The following is a 16355-nucleotide window of genomic DNA, read 5'->3' on the forward strand; positions in this document are numbered from 1 at the left end:
GTATGGGCCAATCCTTTCTGCAAGTACAGCAACTCGCCAAGCGTTTTGTCAGCAAAAGTGAAACCCTGACGGTGTTTGAAAATGCCAATTTCACCCTCGAGAAAGGCGAGTTTGTGTGCATCATCGGTCACTCCGGCTGCGGTAAATCCACCATCATGAATACCCTCGCCGGTTTGGATACGCCCAGTGAGGGCGTGGTGATTATGGATGGCAGGGAGGTCAGCGGCCCCAGCCTGGAGCGCGGGGTGGTCTTTCAAAATTATTCGCTCTTGCCCTGGCTGAGTGCGCTCGACAATGTGATCTTCGGTGTGCGCGCCCGCTGGCCCCAGTGGAGCAACGCGCAAATCCACCAGCACAGTTTGCGCTATTTACAGATGGTTGGCTTAAAAGGCGTAGAGCAGCGCAAGCCCGCGCAATTATCCGGCGGTATGCGCCAGCGCGTCTCTATCGCGCGCGCCTTTGCCACCCAACCCAAGTTGCTGCTGCTTGATGAGCCCTTTGGCGCATTGGATGCACTAACACGCGGTGTGATTCAGGATGAATTGATGAACATTTGTGCCGAGACCAGGCAAACCGTATTTATGATCACCCATGATATTGACGAGGCCATTTTGCTCGCCGATCGGATTTTGCTGATGAGCAATGGCCCGGGTGCAGTCATTGCCGAATCGGTAGTGGTGGATTTACCGCGCCCACGCCAGCGCGCCGATATTATCCACCATCCCGGCTATTACCAAATTCGCAATCACCTGGTGGATTTCCTGGTCACGCGCTCAAAGAATTTACGCACTGCAGACAACACAGCATTTCCCCAAACAGTCAATCCAATTCATATGGAATTTACTGCCCCCGATGTTAAAACCACCGGTGAACAGGAAGGTGCAAAGCCTGCACCTTCCATTCACGTTGTTAATGCCTGAGAGGACTCATCATGAAAAAGCAAGACGTTGTAGAAGCCATTGTCATCGCCAAACAAAAAATGAACCTGACCTGGGAAGGCGTAGCTGCCAGCATCGGCATGTCGCCGGTATGGACAACCTCGGTTTGCCTGGGGATGAACTCTGCACCGGCCGATAAAGCCGAAGCCCTGTGCAAAGTATTCGACTTGCCCGAAACGGCCAAGGCGGCATTAATGCAATGCCCCAGCAAAAGTTGGGAACACACAATTCCACAGGATCCGCTGATTTATCGCCTCTATGAAATGATCGGTGTTTACGGCCCCACCATGAAAGCAATCATCCACGAAAAATTTGGCGATGGCATTATGAGTGCGATTGATTTCTCCATGGAGATCGGCAAAGAGGAAAACCCCAAAGGCGATCGCGTTATCATCAACCTCAATGGCAAATTCCTGCCCTACAAAGCCTGGTAATCATTGCCATGACTACACCCACACCAACCGGTGTGGTGGACCTGGCGGCGGTTGATCCCAAACCGCCGTTGCCGCCGTTCACCGAAGCAACTGCCCGCCAAAAAGTGCAGGCCGCCGAAGACGCCTGGAACAGCCGCGATCCGGAACGCGTCGCCCTGGCCTACACTCCCGACAGCGAATGGCGCAACCACGACCAGTTTTTCACGGGCCGTACCGCCATCGTAAATTTCCTGCGCGCCAAATGGCAAAAAGAACAAGGCTATCGCCTAAGGAAAAGCCTCTGGGCATTCACCGACAACCGCATCGCCGTGCGCTTTGAATACGAATGGCACGACCACACCGGCCAATGGTTCCGCTCCTACGGCAATGAAATGTGGGAATTCGCCGAAAACGGTTTAATGCAACGGCGCTTTGCGAGTATTAATGATGTGGTGATAGGAAAAGAAGATCGAAGGATTATTTAAGTCATTGTTATAAAAGAATTTTTATTAAATAAAGGAATAATGACTATAACCTATGTTCCGTATGACGCGATAAATAATTACCTGGAGGATTAGAAAAACAACGATATGGCATGTTGATTTATGCGCAACAGATGAATATAGTTCGCGCCAATATTGATTATTGTTATTTGATAATTAGCCGATGGACAAAAGGATCTCCTCGTGGCGACTCGTAATCTAATCTGTGATTGGAGCAGGGCAGTATTAGGTCTGGTGTTGTTCAGCCTGTGCTATGTTGCACAAGCTGATCAAATGCCGGAGCCCCAGGCTGAATGTGCAGCATCACCAGAATACCTATCAAAATTCGAGCGTTTTTTTAAGAGTCGTGGTGTAAGCCATGACTATTCCTGCCTGACAGATTTTCCGACAATTTCAAAAAACCTTAAACGTTATCAATTAGTTGATATACGTACTAACCCTGTTATCCCGCTCAAGGATTCCTGGAATATATCGGTTGATGAGCTAAAGCTAAAAGATTTTCTAGCCAATCGACCTTTATTATTACTGGACGAAGGATTCAGTCGAGTTCAACAGGCCTCAATCTGCACAACCCTGAAACAAGCAGGGTTTACCTCAGTTAAAATCCTGGTGGGTGGAATTCCTCAATGGTATAACGCCACCCATAGAAAAACCGCACAAAGAAATCAGTTTGTATCGGCAAAAGATGTTGTCTATGAATATTTTAATGGACGTATTTTACTTGTTGCTGCTACAGCGGCTATATCCAGGCAGTTAGAAGAGCTGGGATTTGATGAGCACAAAACCCTGGAGACAAACAAGTTCTCTGAGCTATCCAACATTGTGGTCAGCTCCAGCAATGGGGGCTATGACCCCGTCGTTTATCTAGGAACTAAAGACGATCTTAATGCGCTGGATATTAATCAGTATCTGCCAAATCTTTACATTCTTAACGATGGTCCAAAAGCATTACTTTCCCAGTTAAGACATAACAAGCTCATAGACTATGCACGCAATGCGCCGCAGGAGGTTAATTTCTGTGCGCAAAAATAATTATGTGATCATTTGTCTAATACTAATTTTTTTTACAGGATTATATTTTTTCCTGGACAAGGAGCCTTACGTTTCTACGCAAAAACTCTTGCGCTTTAACTATGCTGTCAAAAATGATTCTGGAAAACCTATTAATGATTATCAGTTTACAGCTGTCATTCCCATGGAAATTAAAGGGATTCAGACTATTAAATCTATAAAATCATCCCATGAATATCAGCTGGTTAATAATTCTGGTCGTCAATCGGTCTACTTTTTAATTGAAAATTTTTCTCCATTCTCCACAAAAATTATTGATTTAACCTTGGCTCTGGATTTAACGGATAAGCCGGATACTGAATCAGGCAATATTAACGATTATTTGCAATCCCAACAATATATAGAAACTGAAGCCTCGGAAATCAAAGATCTCGCGTTTCAATTAAAGGGAAAGACGTCAACAGAAACAGCAAGAAATATCTATGACTGGCTGGTTAATAACATTACCGAAGCCAATTATACAGCCGATAGTAAAGGTGCAATCTACCTGATAAAAAATAAAAAAGGTGATTGTACAGAGTTTATGTATGGGTTTGTTGCACTGGCGCGTGCCAATGGTATTCCTGCACGGGGAATCAGTGGCTTTTGGGTACCTAACCAAAGCACATTAATCAATGCTGCAGACTACCACGACTGGGCAGAATTTTATGACGGTAAAAAATGGGTATTAGTTGATGTAATCAATAGAAAATTTGGTAACAGTGCTGGTGATTACATTGCATTAAATATAGTTGATGAAAATCAATTCCAGCGATTTTATTCCAATAGCTCACAAATTCATTTAATGACTAACTAAATTTAAAAACCATGACGCTTATGAGAAACATAAAGTTTGCTTTCTTGGAAGGAAAGACGAATAAAATTTATCTTTGGTCATTTTTTCTTTTGGGGCTGTTGGCTAATAAAGCACACAGTCAACAAGAGCTTGATGGCTGGATTGTTATCGACCAGCCAACAACAATAAATGCCAGTGATACAACCTATCATGGACAATCCATTCTCGTGGATGGCACTACATTAACGATTAGTGGCTCACATGTTTTTAGTAACATTAGAATCAAAAACAATGGTGTGCTAACTACACCAGTCGCCAGCAGTACTTCTACCCAGGGAATTGTCTTGGAAGCTACCTCCGTTGTTATTGAAGAAGGCAGCAGTATTGATGTGTCAGGCAAAGGCAGAACGGCTGATTCAGGCAGTGGTACCTATACCGGTGGTAGTTATGGTGGCAAAGGCGGTGATTATTCCAGTACCCAAAAAGCATTGGAGCCGTTTGGTAGTTATCAGGAACCCATCGATTTTGGCCGAGGAGGCCAAGGTACAAACGCAGGTCGCGGAGGCGGTGCCCTCAAGCTGATTGCAGACAGTGTGCAACTGGATGGAAAGATTCTGGCAAATGGCGCAACGGCTACTTCTTATGGAGGTGGAGGTTCGGGTGGCTCAATCTGGCTGGATGTAGGGTCGTTGGTATCATCGGGAACGGGTGAGATTACAGCCAGAGGCGGTAGCCACAGGTCAGGTTATTCGGGTGGTGGTGGTGGTGGTGGCCGTATTGCCATTTACTACAATAATAAAAGCGGTCTGCCGGATACAAAGGTCACTGCATTCGGAGGGACAGGTAGTAGCTACCACGGTGGTCCTGGATCGGTTTACTTAAAAGACAAGACAGGAACTGTCGTTCATCCCTTTGTCATCACGGGCACTGGCTCGGGTACAAATTATCCGGTAACCACGTTCCGTGATCTGGGTAATGAAACCCACATTCAAATTCACAATGCGTCGGTGTCGTTGCGGGATATTGATCCGTCGGTAAGGTTGGATATCACAGATAGTAACGTTATTTTGGAAGATACTGTCTTCCCTGGTCAGTTGAATGCTCAAAACAGTGTACTCAATTTTGCAGGTGATGCTGTTATCAATAATGCCCAGTTGGGGCTGGTGAATTCCACCATCAATATTGCAGGTAATGCGCAGTTCAATCATGCCATCAGCTTAGAAAGTGGCACCATCAATATAACGGGAAATGCAGAGTTTACCGATACCTTTGTTGGTACTGGCGCTGCTACATCCGTTATCAATGTTAATGGTCAGTTAACCGTCCCCCATAATAATCTGGTGGTGGACAGTCTTACCTTGTCTTTGGCACAGAACCATAGCTTCAACAGTATCCATATAAAAAATAATAGTGTGCTAACCACACCGGTGGCGAGTAGCACCTTTACCCAGGGAATTATCCTGGAAGCTACCTCCATCGTTATTGAAGAAGGCAGCAGTATTGATGTGTCGGGTAAAGGCCGAACAGCGAATTCAAGCAGTGGTAACTACGCAGGAGGTAGCTACGGCGGCAAAGGGGGTGATTATTCCAGTACCCAAAAAGCATTAGAACCGTTTGGTAGCTATCGGGAACCCATCGATTTTGGTTTCGGGGGGCGGAATGGAGGGCTTGGCGGTGGAGCACTCAAGCTGATTGCAGACAATATGCAGCTGGATGGAAAGATTCTGGCGAACGGCAACGATGCATCCAGTACGGGGGGTGGAGGCTCGGGTGGCTCGATCTGGTTGGATGTAGGGTCGTTGGTATCATCGGGAACGGGTGAGGTTGCTGCCGGAGGTGGTAGCCGCAGACCGAGTCATTCTGGTGGAGGCGGAGGAGGAGGCCGTATTGCCATTTACTACAATAATAAAAGCGGTCTGCTGGATACAAAGGTCACTGCATTCGGAGGGACAGGTAGTAGCTACCACGGTGGTCCTGGATCAGTTTACTTAAAAGACAAGACAGGAACTGTCGTTCATCCTTTTGTCATCACGGGTACTGGCTCGGGTGCAAACTATCCGATAACCACATTCCGCGATCTGGGTAATGAAACCCACATTCACATTCACAATGCGTCGGTGTCACTGCAGGATATTGATCCATCGGTCAGGCTGGATATTACCAACAGCCAGGTCACCTTGGCAGATACAGATACCCTGACAGGTCAGTTAAATGCTCAAAACAGTGTACTCAATTTTGCAGGTGATGCTGTTATCAGTAATACCCAGTTAGGGTTGGTAAATTCCACGGTTAATATTGCGGGTAATGCCCGCTTCGATCGGATAATTAGTTTGCAAGGTGGCGCTATTAATGTAACGGGACATGCAGAATTTACCGATACTTTTGTTGGCACTGGAGCCGCTACATCCGTTATCAATGTTAATGGCCAGTTAACCGTCCCCCATAATAATCTGGTGGTGGACAGTCTTACCTTGTCTCTGGCACAGAGCCATATTTTTAACAGTATTCATATAAAAAATAATGGTGTGCTAACTACACCGGTGGCGAGTAGCACCTTTACCCAGGGAATTATCCTGGAGGCTGCCTCCGTTGTTATTGAAGAAGGCAGCAGTATTGATGTATCAGGTAAAGGTCGAGCGGCTGATCCGGCCAGCGGTAGCTATACCGGGGGTAGCTACGGCGGCAAAGGGGGTGATTATTCCAGTACCTATAAAGCATTAGAGTCGTTTGGTAGCTATCGGGAACCCATCGATTTTGGTTTCGGGGGGCGGAATGGAGGACTTGGCGGCGGTGCACTCAAGCTGATTGCAGACAGTGTGCAGCTGGATGGAAAGATTCTGGCAAATGGGGTAACGGCCACTTCTCATGGAGGTGGCGGCTCGGGTGGCTCAATCTGGTTGGATGTGGGATCGTTAGTTTCTTCAGATACAGGAGAAATTGCAGCCGATGGTGGCAGTCACAGACCTGGTTATTCCGGCGCGGGAGGAGGCGGGGGTCGAATTGCCATTTACTACACCAGCAAAACCGGTCTGCTGGATACAAAGGTAACCGCGTCGGGAGGAAGTGGTAGTGGATCAACCGATAGTGCATACCACGGTGGCCCCGGATCGGTTTACTTGAAAGACAAGACAGGAACTGTCGTTCATCCCTTTGTCATCACGGGCAATGGCTCGGGTACAAACTATCCGATAACCACATTCCGCGATCTGGGTAATGAAACCCATATTCACATTCACAATGCATCAGTGTCACTGCGGGATATTGATCCATCAGTCAGGCTGGATATTACCAACAGCCAGGTTACCTTGGCAGATACAGATACCCTGACAGGTCAGTTAAATGTTCAAAACAGTGTGCTCAATTTTGCAGGTGATGCTGTTATCAATAATGCCCAGTTGGGGCTGGTGAATTCCACCATCAATATTGCGGGTAATGCACAGTTCAATCGCGCAATCAGTTTGCAGGGTGGCGCTATTAATGTAGCGGGTAATGCGGAGTTTACGGATGCTGTTGTTGGCACCGGTGCGGACACGTCCTTTATCAGTATCCATGGCCAGTTAACCGTTCCCAATAATGACCTGGTGGTGGACGGGATTACCCTGTCCCTGGCACAGAGCCATAGCTTTAACAGTATTCATATAAAAAATAATGGTGTGTTAACCACACCAGTGGCGAGTAGTACGTTTACCCAGGGAATTACCTTAACAGCGACAACGGTCATTGTTGAAGAAGGCAGCAGTATTGATGTGTCGGGTAAAGGCAGGGTGGCTGATCCGGCCAGCGGTAGCTATACCGGGGGCAGCTATGGCGGTAAAGGGGGTGATTATTCCAGTACCTATAAAGCACTGGAGTCGTTTGGTAGTTACCAGAGTCCCACCGATTTTGGTCTAGGCGGTAATAATGGTGGCCGTGGCGGCGGTGCACTCAAGCTGATTGCAGACAGTATGCAGCTGGATGGAAAGATTCTGGCAAATGGGGTAACGGCCACTTCTCATGGAGGCGGCGGCTCGGGTGGTTCGATCTGGCTGGATGTGGGATCGTTGGTATCATCGGGAGCGGGTGAGATTACAGCCAGGGGTGGTAGTCGCAGGTCAGGCTATTCTGGTGGCGGTGGAGGAGGAGGCCGAATTGCCATTTACTACACCAGCAAAACCGGTCTGCTGGATACAAAGGTAACCGCGTCGGGAGGAAGTGGTAGTGGATCAACCGATAGTGCATACCACGGTGGCTCTGGATCAGTTTACTTAAAAGACAAGACAGGAACTGTCGTTCATCCTTTTGTCATCACGGGTACTGGCTCGGGTGCAAACTATCCGATAACCACATTCCGCGATCTGGGTAATGAAACCCATATTCACATTCACAATGCGTCGGTGTCACTGCAGGATATTGATTCATCGGTCAGATTGGATATCACCAACAGCCAGGTCACCTTGGCAGACGCAGATACCCTGACCGGTCAGCTAAATGCTCAAAACAGTGTGCTCAATTTTGCAGGTGATGCTGTTATCAATAATGCCCAGTTGGGGCTGGTGAATTCCACCATCAATATTGCGGGTAATGCACAGTTCAATCGCGCAATCAGTTTGCAAGGTGGTGCTATTAATGTAAACGGAAATGCAGAATTTACCGATACCTTTGTTGGCACTGGAGCCGCTACATCCGTTATCAATGTTAATGGCCAGTTAACCGTCCCCCATAATGATTTGGTAGTGGATGGTATTACCTTATCTTTGGCACAGAACCATAGCTTCAACAGTATCCATATAAAAAATAATAGTGTGCTAACCACACCGGTGGCGAGTAGTACCTTTACCGAAGGAATTATCCTGGAGGCTGCCTCCGTTGTTATTGAAGATGGCAGCAGTATTGATGTGTCAGGCAAAGGCAGAACGGCTGATTCAGGCAGCGGTACCTATACCGGTGGTAGTTACGGTGGCAAAGGGGGTGATTATTCCAGTACCCATAAAGCACTGGAGCCGTTTGGTAGCTATCAGGAGCCTACTGATTTTGGTCGAGGAGGCCAGGGGACAAACGGGGGCCTTGGTGGTGGCGCACTTAAGTTGATAGCAGCCAATGTGCAACTGGATGGAAAGATTCTGGCGAACGGCAACGATGCATCCAATGTGGGGGGCGGAGGCTCGGGTGGCTCTATCTGGCTGGATGTAGGATCGTTAGTATCATCGGGAACGGGTGAGATTACAGCCAGGGGCGGTAGTCGTAGAGCAGGTTATAGTGGTAGTGGAGGTGGCGGCGGTCGTATTGCTATTTACTATGAAGTGTTGTCAGGAATAACGGATACTAAAATTGTAGTGTCGGGTGGTTCAGGCACTAATAACGGCCAACCAGGTACTATCTATAAGCAGCAAACAGAAGCACCGCCGTATGTCTATGCAACAAGTTTGAGTGCAGTTACTAATCAACCCATTCATGAAATTCGAGTCGACTTTAGTGTTCCTATAGACTCTAGCAGCTTGACGGTTGATGATGTATTGGTAACGGACGAGAGTAATCTTGTTTATTACCCAGTAAATATTACTGCCCATAGCGATAAGAGTTTTACATTTACATTTGCTCAAGCATTCTCCAACGGTCGTTACACGTTAAAAGTAGGGCCTGATATTATCTCTGTCTTGGGCAATAACTTGGATCAAAACCGTAATGGAATTTCAGAGGGCGAAATAGACGCATATTTCTTTAACTTTGAAATTGATATTGACGCTCCAATAGCCGTTACTATTGACCAGCTTGTTGCACCGAATGTTAATAAAACAAACACAACACAATTTACAGTTTCTGGTGCAAGAGAAGCTGACACGTCAGTTTGGATTAACAATATCCAGGTTATTCCTATCGGATCCACCAATTGGTCCCATACATTGGTTTTGCCTCAGGGTGTTACCAATTTATCAGTAATTGCAAAAGATGCAGCGGCAAATACCTCTCCAGAGGTTCAGTTAATAGTTGAAGTGGATTCAATTGCACCATCGGTAAATACGGTAACTCCGTCAGCAAATACTTATCTTGCTATAGCACCTGAATTTATCCGTATTAATGTCACAGAAAATGGCAGTGGTATTGATGGTGCCAACTCAACAATTGTTGTACAACAAAATAATGTACCAGTCGGTGGCGGTGCGCAACTAAACGCAAAGCAGTTTACATGGGAGCCATTAACTCCTATGTCAGAGGGCACTTATCAGGTAACCAGTAATATCCTGGATTATTTTGGTAATGCCAGTAGCCATACCTATAGCTTTACGATTGACCAAACGCCTCCTGCTGCAACTCAACTGGACGAATACCCATCGGAAACGTCGATCAGTACGCACACCTTTAAGGGCACTAAAGAAGCTTATGCACAGGTTTTATTGAATGGCCAGGTTATAATAAGTGCAACCAGTTCAACCAGTTGGTCTTATACGAAAACGCTTTCTGGCGGTGCCAATCGATTAGAATTTGTTGTCAGGGATCGTGCCGGTAATCACAGTGAACCTGTCATAGCGAACATCATGTATGACAATATACCGCCAGGCGCAGTACCAATTAGTGTATTGAATACTGGCGAAGGTCGCGAATTAACAATTTCCTGGATACTCTATAACGAGATTCTGAATGGAAATGATATTGCAAACTATCGTATTTATTTCAGCTCAAATGCATTTACACATATTGATGACGCTGCCCTTATTAAAGAGGTACCGGCAGGTTATACCGCAACAACAATTACTGGCTTAACACCAGGCAATATTTATTATTTTGCGGTAGTCGCTGTTGATAAATCGAATCTTTTCATCCCACAGGTTACGGCTGTTGCTGGCCAGCCGATAGATACCCGTGCTCCGGAAGAGATAACTAACCTGCAAGTGTTCGCGGGATTAGATCAGTTGGAGATTCGCTGGACACCATCATTGAATAAAAGTGGTGATCTCGCATCATATCTCGTCAGTTACCTGGGCGATGGTGAAATCCAGACAACTACACTGAACCAATCAGATATTGGTGATGCTAACCCGGTGACTTATACCATTGCCGACTTGCAACCGGCAACAGCCCATAATCTGCGTATTTCTGTCGTTGATCAGACCGGTAATATCAGCTCTGGAGTGACCAATCCGGCGATTACCCTATTGCCTAATCCATCCAATATCACTGCAGAGCCGGGAGTTGAAAGCGCCAAAATCAGTTGGACACCGGTACCGGCATATTCATTGATAAAACATTACGCTATTTATATCAGTGAAAATGCATTTACTTCTGTTGCCGGGATGACACCAAGAAAAATTGTTAATAAAGGTACTTCTGGTCAGACAACGATTGAAACGTTAGTCAATGGCCTTGTAAATGGAGCTGCCGTATATGTAGCCGTAACCGCAGTAAATAATTCAAACGGTGAATTTAAAGAGGTTATTCCCGTTACGGTAACCCCACAAAGTGATACAGAAGGCCCAACCATTAACAGCGCTGAATATATTTCATCAGTCTCTATTAAATCGCTGGATTCTAATCCTGTACTTGACTACTCCGGGACATTTGCAATTCAAGCAACGGATAAATCGAAAATATCCCGGGTAGTATTTACATTAAATCATGAGCCATTGGGTAATGTTCTGATTACGAATACTCAAGGTGCATATGTGCAGGCACTGGATGTGCTGTCACTTACCGATAGTACTTATACATTGAGTGTTGATGTTTACGATACCTATGAAAATGTCACCAGCAGGGAATATCCATTCTCCCTTGATCTGGCTCCACCGGCACTACCGACTATTGTGTCACCCGCTAAAAACACTACCCTTAATCAAGCCAGTGCGCAGCTGACAGGTAAATCGGCAGTAGGGACAGAAGTAATAATTGCACTGAACGGCGTAGATATTACAGATGTAATATCCGTGGATTCGAATGGTGATTATTCTGTATCTCTGGATTTAGTCGAAGGCTTGAATACCTTATCGGCGAAAGCCCGTTATATAAACCGCGATAAATGGAGCGCTTATAGCCCAGCACATAGCGTAACGGTAAACACACAAATTCCTGACTCGCCAAAAGGATTCAGTGTTACCTCTGCCAAACAGGGGCAGGTATATTTGCAATGGCATGCGGTAGTGAGTAGCGACCCGAATAATCAGGTAAAGGGATATAACATTTATCGTGCGGATACCGCCTTTACTGAAAAAACAGATACAGGTGTTACCAGGATTAACAACCAATGGGTGACGGCAACCAGCTTCAGCAACCTGGTTGCCATAGATGGAAATTATTTCTATGCCGTATCGGCTGTTAACCAGGCTAATAATGAAAGTGCACTTTCCACTGTAATCAGTGCAATTGTTGACAGCGCAGGGCCCAAAATCACGCAGCTCAGTTTCACGCCCGAAGGTGAATTTGATGCGGAGAGTCAAACCTATGGTCGAGGGATGGTTAATATTACCGCAACATTTGATGAGCCTTTGCGAAATGCGCCCTATTTTGCTGTAGTGCCTGAGGCGGGGCTGCCCTTATCCATAGACCTTGTGAAATCCTATACCAATGACACGTTGTATACCGGAAAATTTGAAATTACCGAATCGACGGGGTCCGGTATTGCCTACGCTGTGATGTCGGCGTTCGATAAGCTGGGCAACCGCGGCACGGATATTGAGCAGGGCGGCACATTAAATATTGATACACAAGGGCCGGATATCACGCAATTAGCAATCTCGCCAGTAGAGCCCTTGAAAATAGATTCATCTACAGGTTTACAAGTAAATGTATCTATTCGTTTGCGAGAAGTCATTAAATCAGGCACACAGGTAAAATTAGTGCCCTTGGTAAATGGTCTGCCATTGGTTGGTTATAGTGATGGCATATCACTCATGGCAGACACCGATGGATTAAGTTTTTCGGGAGAATTTACCCTGCCCAATACGGTGGCAATGTCGTCTGTAGGGCAGCTTGGTTTTAGTCATGCAGCAGTGGATGATTTAAATAACCTGTCAACCCGTATTCACGGACAAAACCAGTTCCAGGTTTATCAGGGTGATCTGCCGCCATTGGACATTCCGGGTAATCTAAGCGTAACAGCGTTGCCTGGCGGAAAGATAAAACTGCATTGGCGTGCCGTTGATAAAGCATCGGCTTATGTGATTTATCGCCAGGGACCCATGGACTCCGAGTTGGTTGCATTACCACAGGTTACAGCGACAGAGTTTGAAGACCAAACCCTGGTGGATGGAACCTATCTCTATGCCGTTGCCTCTATTCGCCATGACAATGGCCAAGAGGCAGAAAGCAGTCCATCGCAAAGTGTAAGTGTAAGGTCGGATCGCGTTGCACCGGCAAAACCGGATAACCTGACACTGGAATTAAATGGCGCAGGCATTGTGGCTCGCTGGTTGGCTCCCATGGTGGATGCAGAGGGGACCAACCAATCCCAACAAGGACTGACCTATAACCTGTATCGCACCTCCCTGGCACAAGGGGTGGAAGTTAGTGATCCGTCTATCTATACACCTATTCAGACACGTATTCCCGCATTAATAGCATTGGATACCAAGCCTGCTGACGATCAGCATAGTTATTTTGTGACAGCGATAGATGCGGCAGGCAATGAATCTGTACCCAGTGCAACCGCCTACCTCAATGCGGGATTACTGCCGGTTAACCAGTTATATATTACGTTGGATAACAATGGCTATCCGCAACTGGCCTGGCAACATCAGGGGAGTGGCGTTAAACGTTATCGGGTACTGCGTAAAACCGGTGATACAGAGGCGGAACTGTTGACACCTGACGGGATAGTTCATTCATCGACCAATACCAGTTACACAGACAATACCTATAACAATAACCAGGCCAGCCAAGGTGCCGGGCAAGAAGTGATATACAGTGTGATCGCTGTAGATGAAAACCAGGTAGAGAGCGCACCACACGAATTACGTTTACCGGCTTTATCAGCGACATTGGAGCGTAACAAAGCCGTATTGCTGGAACGTGGTGTAATGAACCAATTATGGTTCCGTATAGGTAACAAGGGCACCCGTAAGGCTGAAAGCATTCGCCTGTATGTCACCTTGGTTGAAAACGGCCAGGTACGTGAGCATATTTCCGAAGTGTTCGATGTCGATGGTGGTGCTAGTCAATTAGTGCCGGTCGTAGTAGGTGGTTACGATAAACTGGATGCGATGACCAATTTATCCTTGCGCCTTGAGCAAAAACCACAAACCAACCAGCGTATTCGTATTAACCAGCTTGAGTCGGTTGACGTAGGCAGTTCCAATTTAACACTGGATATGAATACGGAAAACTTTACCCGTGGCGGCTCAGGCAAAGTCTCTTTTAACCTGACCAATACCAGTGATGTGGAAACAGAGTTGGTTATGGCGACCAACAACAGTAAGGCAGATTCCACAGATATCCGTTTGATTTTGGAAGATGTGAACGGCAATTTGCTGACCCAGAAAGCAATCCGGCAGACTACAGGAGGGGTAATCAATGTATCCTCCGGCCACACCGTTGCTCGTGTAGAGCCGAAGACGCTATTCACCTCGCAAGAATTCACAATAAATATCCCTGCGGCGGCACCGGATCAGGTTCGCCTGCGACTGGTAGTGGATAAATACCACTACCAGCTGGGTAAGGAAAATCATGTAGAAATTTCTGCGATAGGGATAAGCAAGGATATCCAATTAAATGACACACCCTACTTCGCGGTAGTAACCGATGTACAACCGGCCACAGTAAACGCCAAGAATGGCGCAGTGACTATTTCCGGCAGGGCGGTGGATCGCGTAACTAACGAACCAATTGCTAATGTACCCGTCAGCATAATAACCACAGTGCGCGGATTTGAACGCATAGGTACGGTTTATTCCGATTCCAGCGGCAACTTTGTATTCAGCTATAAACCGGATGGTACAGCGGGTAAATACCGCATCTCTGCTGTTCACCCGGAAATGACCGACAGGCCCAATCAGGGAGAGTTTATTGCAGAAGGCGGGGCAGTGAGCCCATTGGACATTGACATGGAAGCACCGCGCAATTACCTACAAAAAATAAATTTGCGTATACGTGCTGACCAGGAAACCAACCTGACCAATGTGCGCCTGGTGCAACTGCCAAATGGACAACAACAAGTCGCTGAGCTTCCTGCGGGTGTCAGTGTCACGTATCAGCCGCTTGTGAGTGTTTCTGCGAATACCGCTAAGGATTTGGTATTGACATTTACCGGTAATAACGAAGCAGCGGATATAGGCTTAATTACCTATCGTGTCGAGGCAGATAATCACCTTGGTGCTAATGCGCTGGGAACGGTCAATATTGCTTATAAATTATCGCCGGCAGCACCTGCCGTCAGTACCAAGCCTGCCTTTATTGATACAGGTGTAGGCCTGGATCAAACAGTGTATGAAGATGTAATAGTGACGAATTCTGGTCTGGATACACTGCGTAACGCGCAAGTGGAGCTGATTGCGAACAATGGTACCCCTGTGCCCGATTGGGTCCGGGTATCTACTGCAAATACACTGGGTGATATTCCGGTAGGAGAATCGCGCCAGGTGCAAATAGTGGCAGAACCGAAAGTCGGTATATCCGATGGCATTTATGAGTTTAAACTAAAAATACAGGGTGCCAACCTTACCGCCTATACCCTACCGGTATTTATTAAAGTTACACAATCCGGTAAAGGTAATGCCTTCTTTAAGATTTCAGATATCTACACCGCAACACTGGATAATAACAACCAAATAATCGAAGGTGTTAATAAGGCGCGTATTCAATTACAAAATGAAAATGTACCCAGTGAGGTCTATAACCTGAATACGGATGCAAAAGGTGAGGTGCTGTTTGAACAAATTCCTGCGGGTCGTTATGCCTATCGTGCAAGCGCAAATGACCACAATAGTGTTAGCGGTCGTATTTGGGTAAAACCGGATATCACCAGTAGTGAAAAAGTGTTCCTGATGAATAACTTGGTGAATGTGGAATGGTCTGTGCGGGAAATCACGGTTGAAGATCGCTATGAAATAAAGTTGGAGGCCACATTCAAAACCAACGTCCCGGCTCCTGTTGTTATTCTCAGCCCTATGTCTGTAAATCTACCTGTTATGAAAAAAGGCCAGGTTTTCCAGGGCGAATTCACCTTGACTAACCATGGGTTAATCCGTGCTTACAATTTAAAGGAAGGGTTGCCCATAACCAATGACCTGGTTCGCTTTGAGTTCCTGAAAGAGATGCCATCTGCGCTGGAGCCAGGCCAGGTATTTACCCTGCCATATCGTGTTCAGGCACTGCGCGACTTCAATCCGGAATCTGAGGCTACGGCAACAGGAGGGGGTTGTGGAAGTTACAGTGGGTCTTACACCGTAACTTACCAAGGTAAGTGTGTTAATGAAACAGTGGTAACCAGCCAAGCGTCTGGCCACTTTAATTCTAATTGGGGATCTTGTGGCATCAATAGTGGTAACAATAATGCACAAAAAATCGTGAGTACTTATAAAAATAGCCGTAGGGATGGAATTCTTGGTGGTTGGGGATGGGGGCCTCGTGGATCAGCTCCATATGATGCTCTTTGGTGTATTGCTGATACTGAATGTGACGATTGTAACAAGGGTAATGGTTCTGGTAAGTAAAAATAAGTCGGAGTCCTTACGCTTGCTAAGCTCCATGGATT

6 protein-coding genes are annotated in these 16355 nt (G+C 46.5%); all 6 read left to right on the plus strand.

The window, feature by feature from the left end:
• Positions 1-2: 2 nt before the first annotated feature.
• Entirely contained in the window at positions 3-920 is a 918-nt protein-coding gene (locus tag CJA_RS00050; protein ID WP_012485695.1) for an ABC transporter ATP-binding protein, read from the plus strand.
• 11 nt (positions 921-931) lie between these two features.
• Positions 932-1372 (plus strand): cyanase, encoded by a 441-nt coding sequence (gene cynS / locus CJA_RS00055; protein ID WP_012485696.1) that lies wholly within the window; start codon positions 932-934, stop codon positions 1370-1372.
• An 8-nt stretch (positions 1373-1380) separates the two neighbouring features.
• Entirely contained in the window at positions 1381-1836 is a 456-nt protein-coding gene (locus tag CJA_RS00060; RefSeq protein ID WP_012485697.1) for a nuclear transport factor 2 family protein, read from the plus strand.
• 201 nt (positions 1837-2037) lie between these two features.
• Positions 2038-2886, plus strand: coding sequence for a rhodanese-like domain-containing protein (locus CJA_RS00065; RefSeq protein ID WP_012485698.1), 849 nt, complete (start codon positions 2038-2040; stop codon positions 2884-2886).
• On the plus strand, positions 2873-3721 hold the full coding sequence (locus CJA_RS00070; RefSeq protein WP_012485699.1) for a transglutaminase-like domain-containing protein: 849 nt from the start codon (positions 2873-2875) through the stop codon (positions 3719-3721). The genes CJA_RS00065 and CJA_RS00070 overlap by 14 nt, the downstream gene beginning before the upstream one ends.
• Before the next feature lie 98 nt (positions 3722-3819).
• Positions 3820-16314, plus strand: a complete 12495-nt coding sequence (locus CJA_RS00075) for a hypothetical protein (RefSeq protein WP_148208762.1) — start codon at positions 3820-3822, stop codon at positions 16312-16314.
• Positions 16315-16355: the final 41 nt, after the last annotated feature.

Origin of the sequence: Cellvibrio japonicus Ueda107 (genome assembly GCF_000019225.1) — a bacterium.
Lineage (GTDB): Bacteria > Pseudomonadota > Gammaproteobacteria > Pseudomonadales > Cellvibrionaceae > Cellvibrio > Cellvibrio japonicus.

Excerpts from the sequence above, each read along its gene's own strand:
- CJA_RS00050 (WP_012485695.1), top strand. The coding sequence starts at position 3 with ATGGGCCAATCCTTTCTGCAAGTACAGCAACTCGCCAAGCGTTTTGTC.
- cynS (WP_012485696.1), top strand. The coding sequence starts at position 932 with ATGAAAAAGCAAGACGTTGTAGAAGCCATTGTCATCGCCAAACAAAAA.
- CJA_RS00060 (WP_012485697.1), top strand. The coding sequence starts at position 1,381 with ATGACTACACCCACACCAACCGGTGTGGTGGACCTGGCGGCGGTTGAT.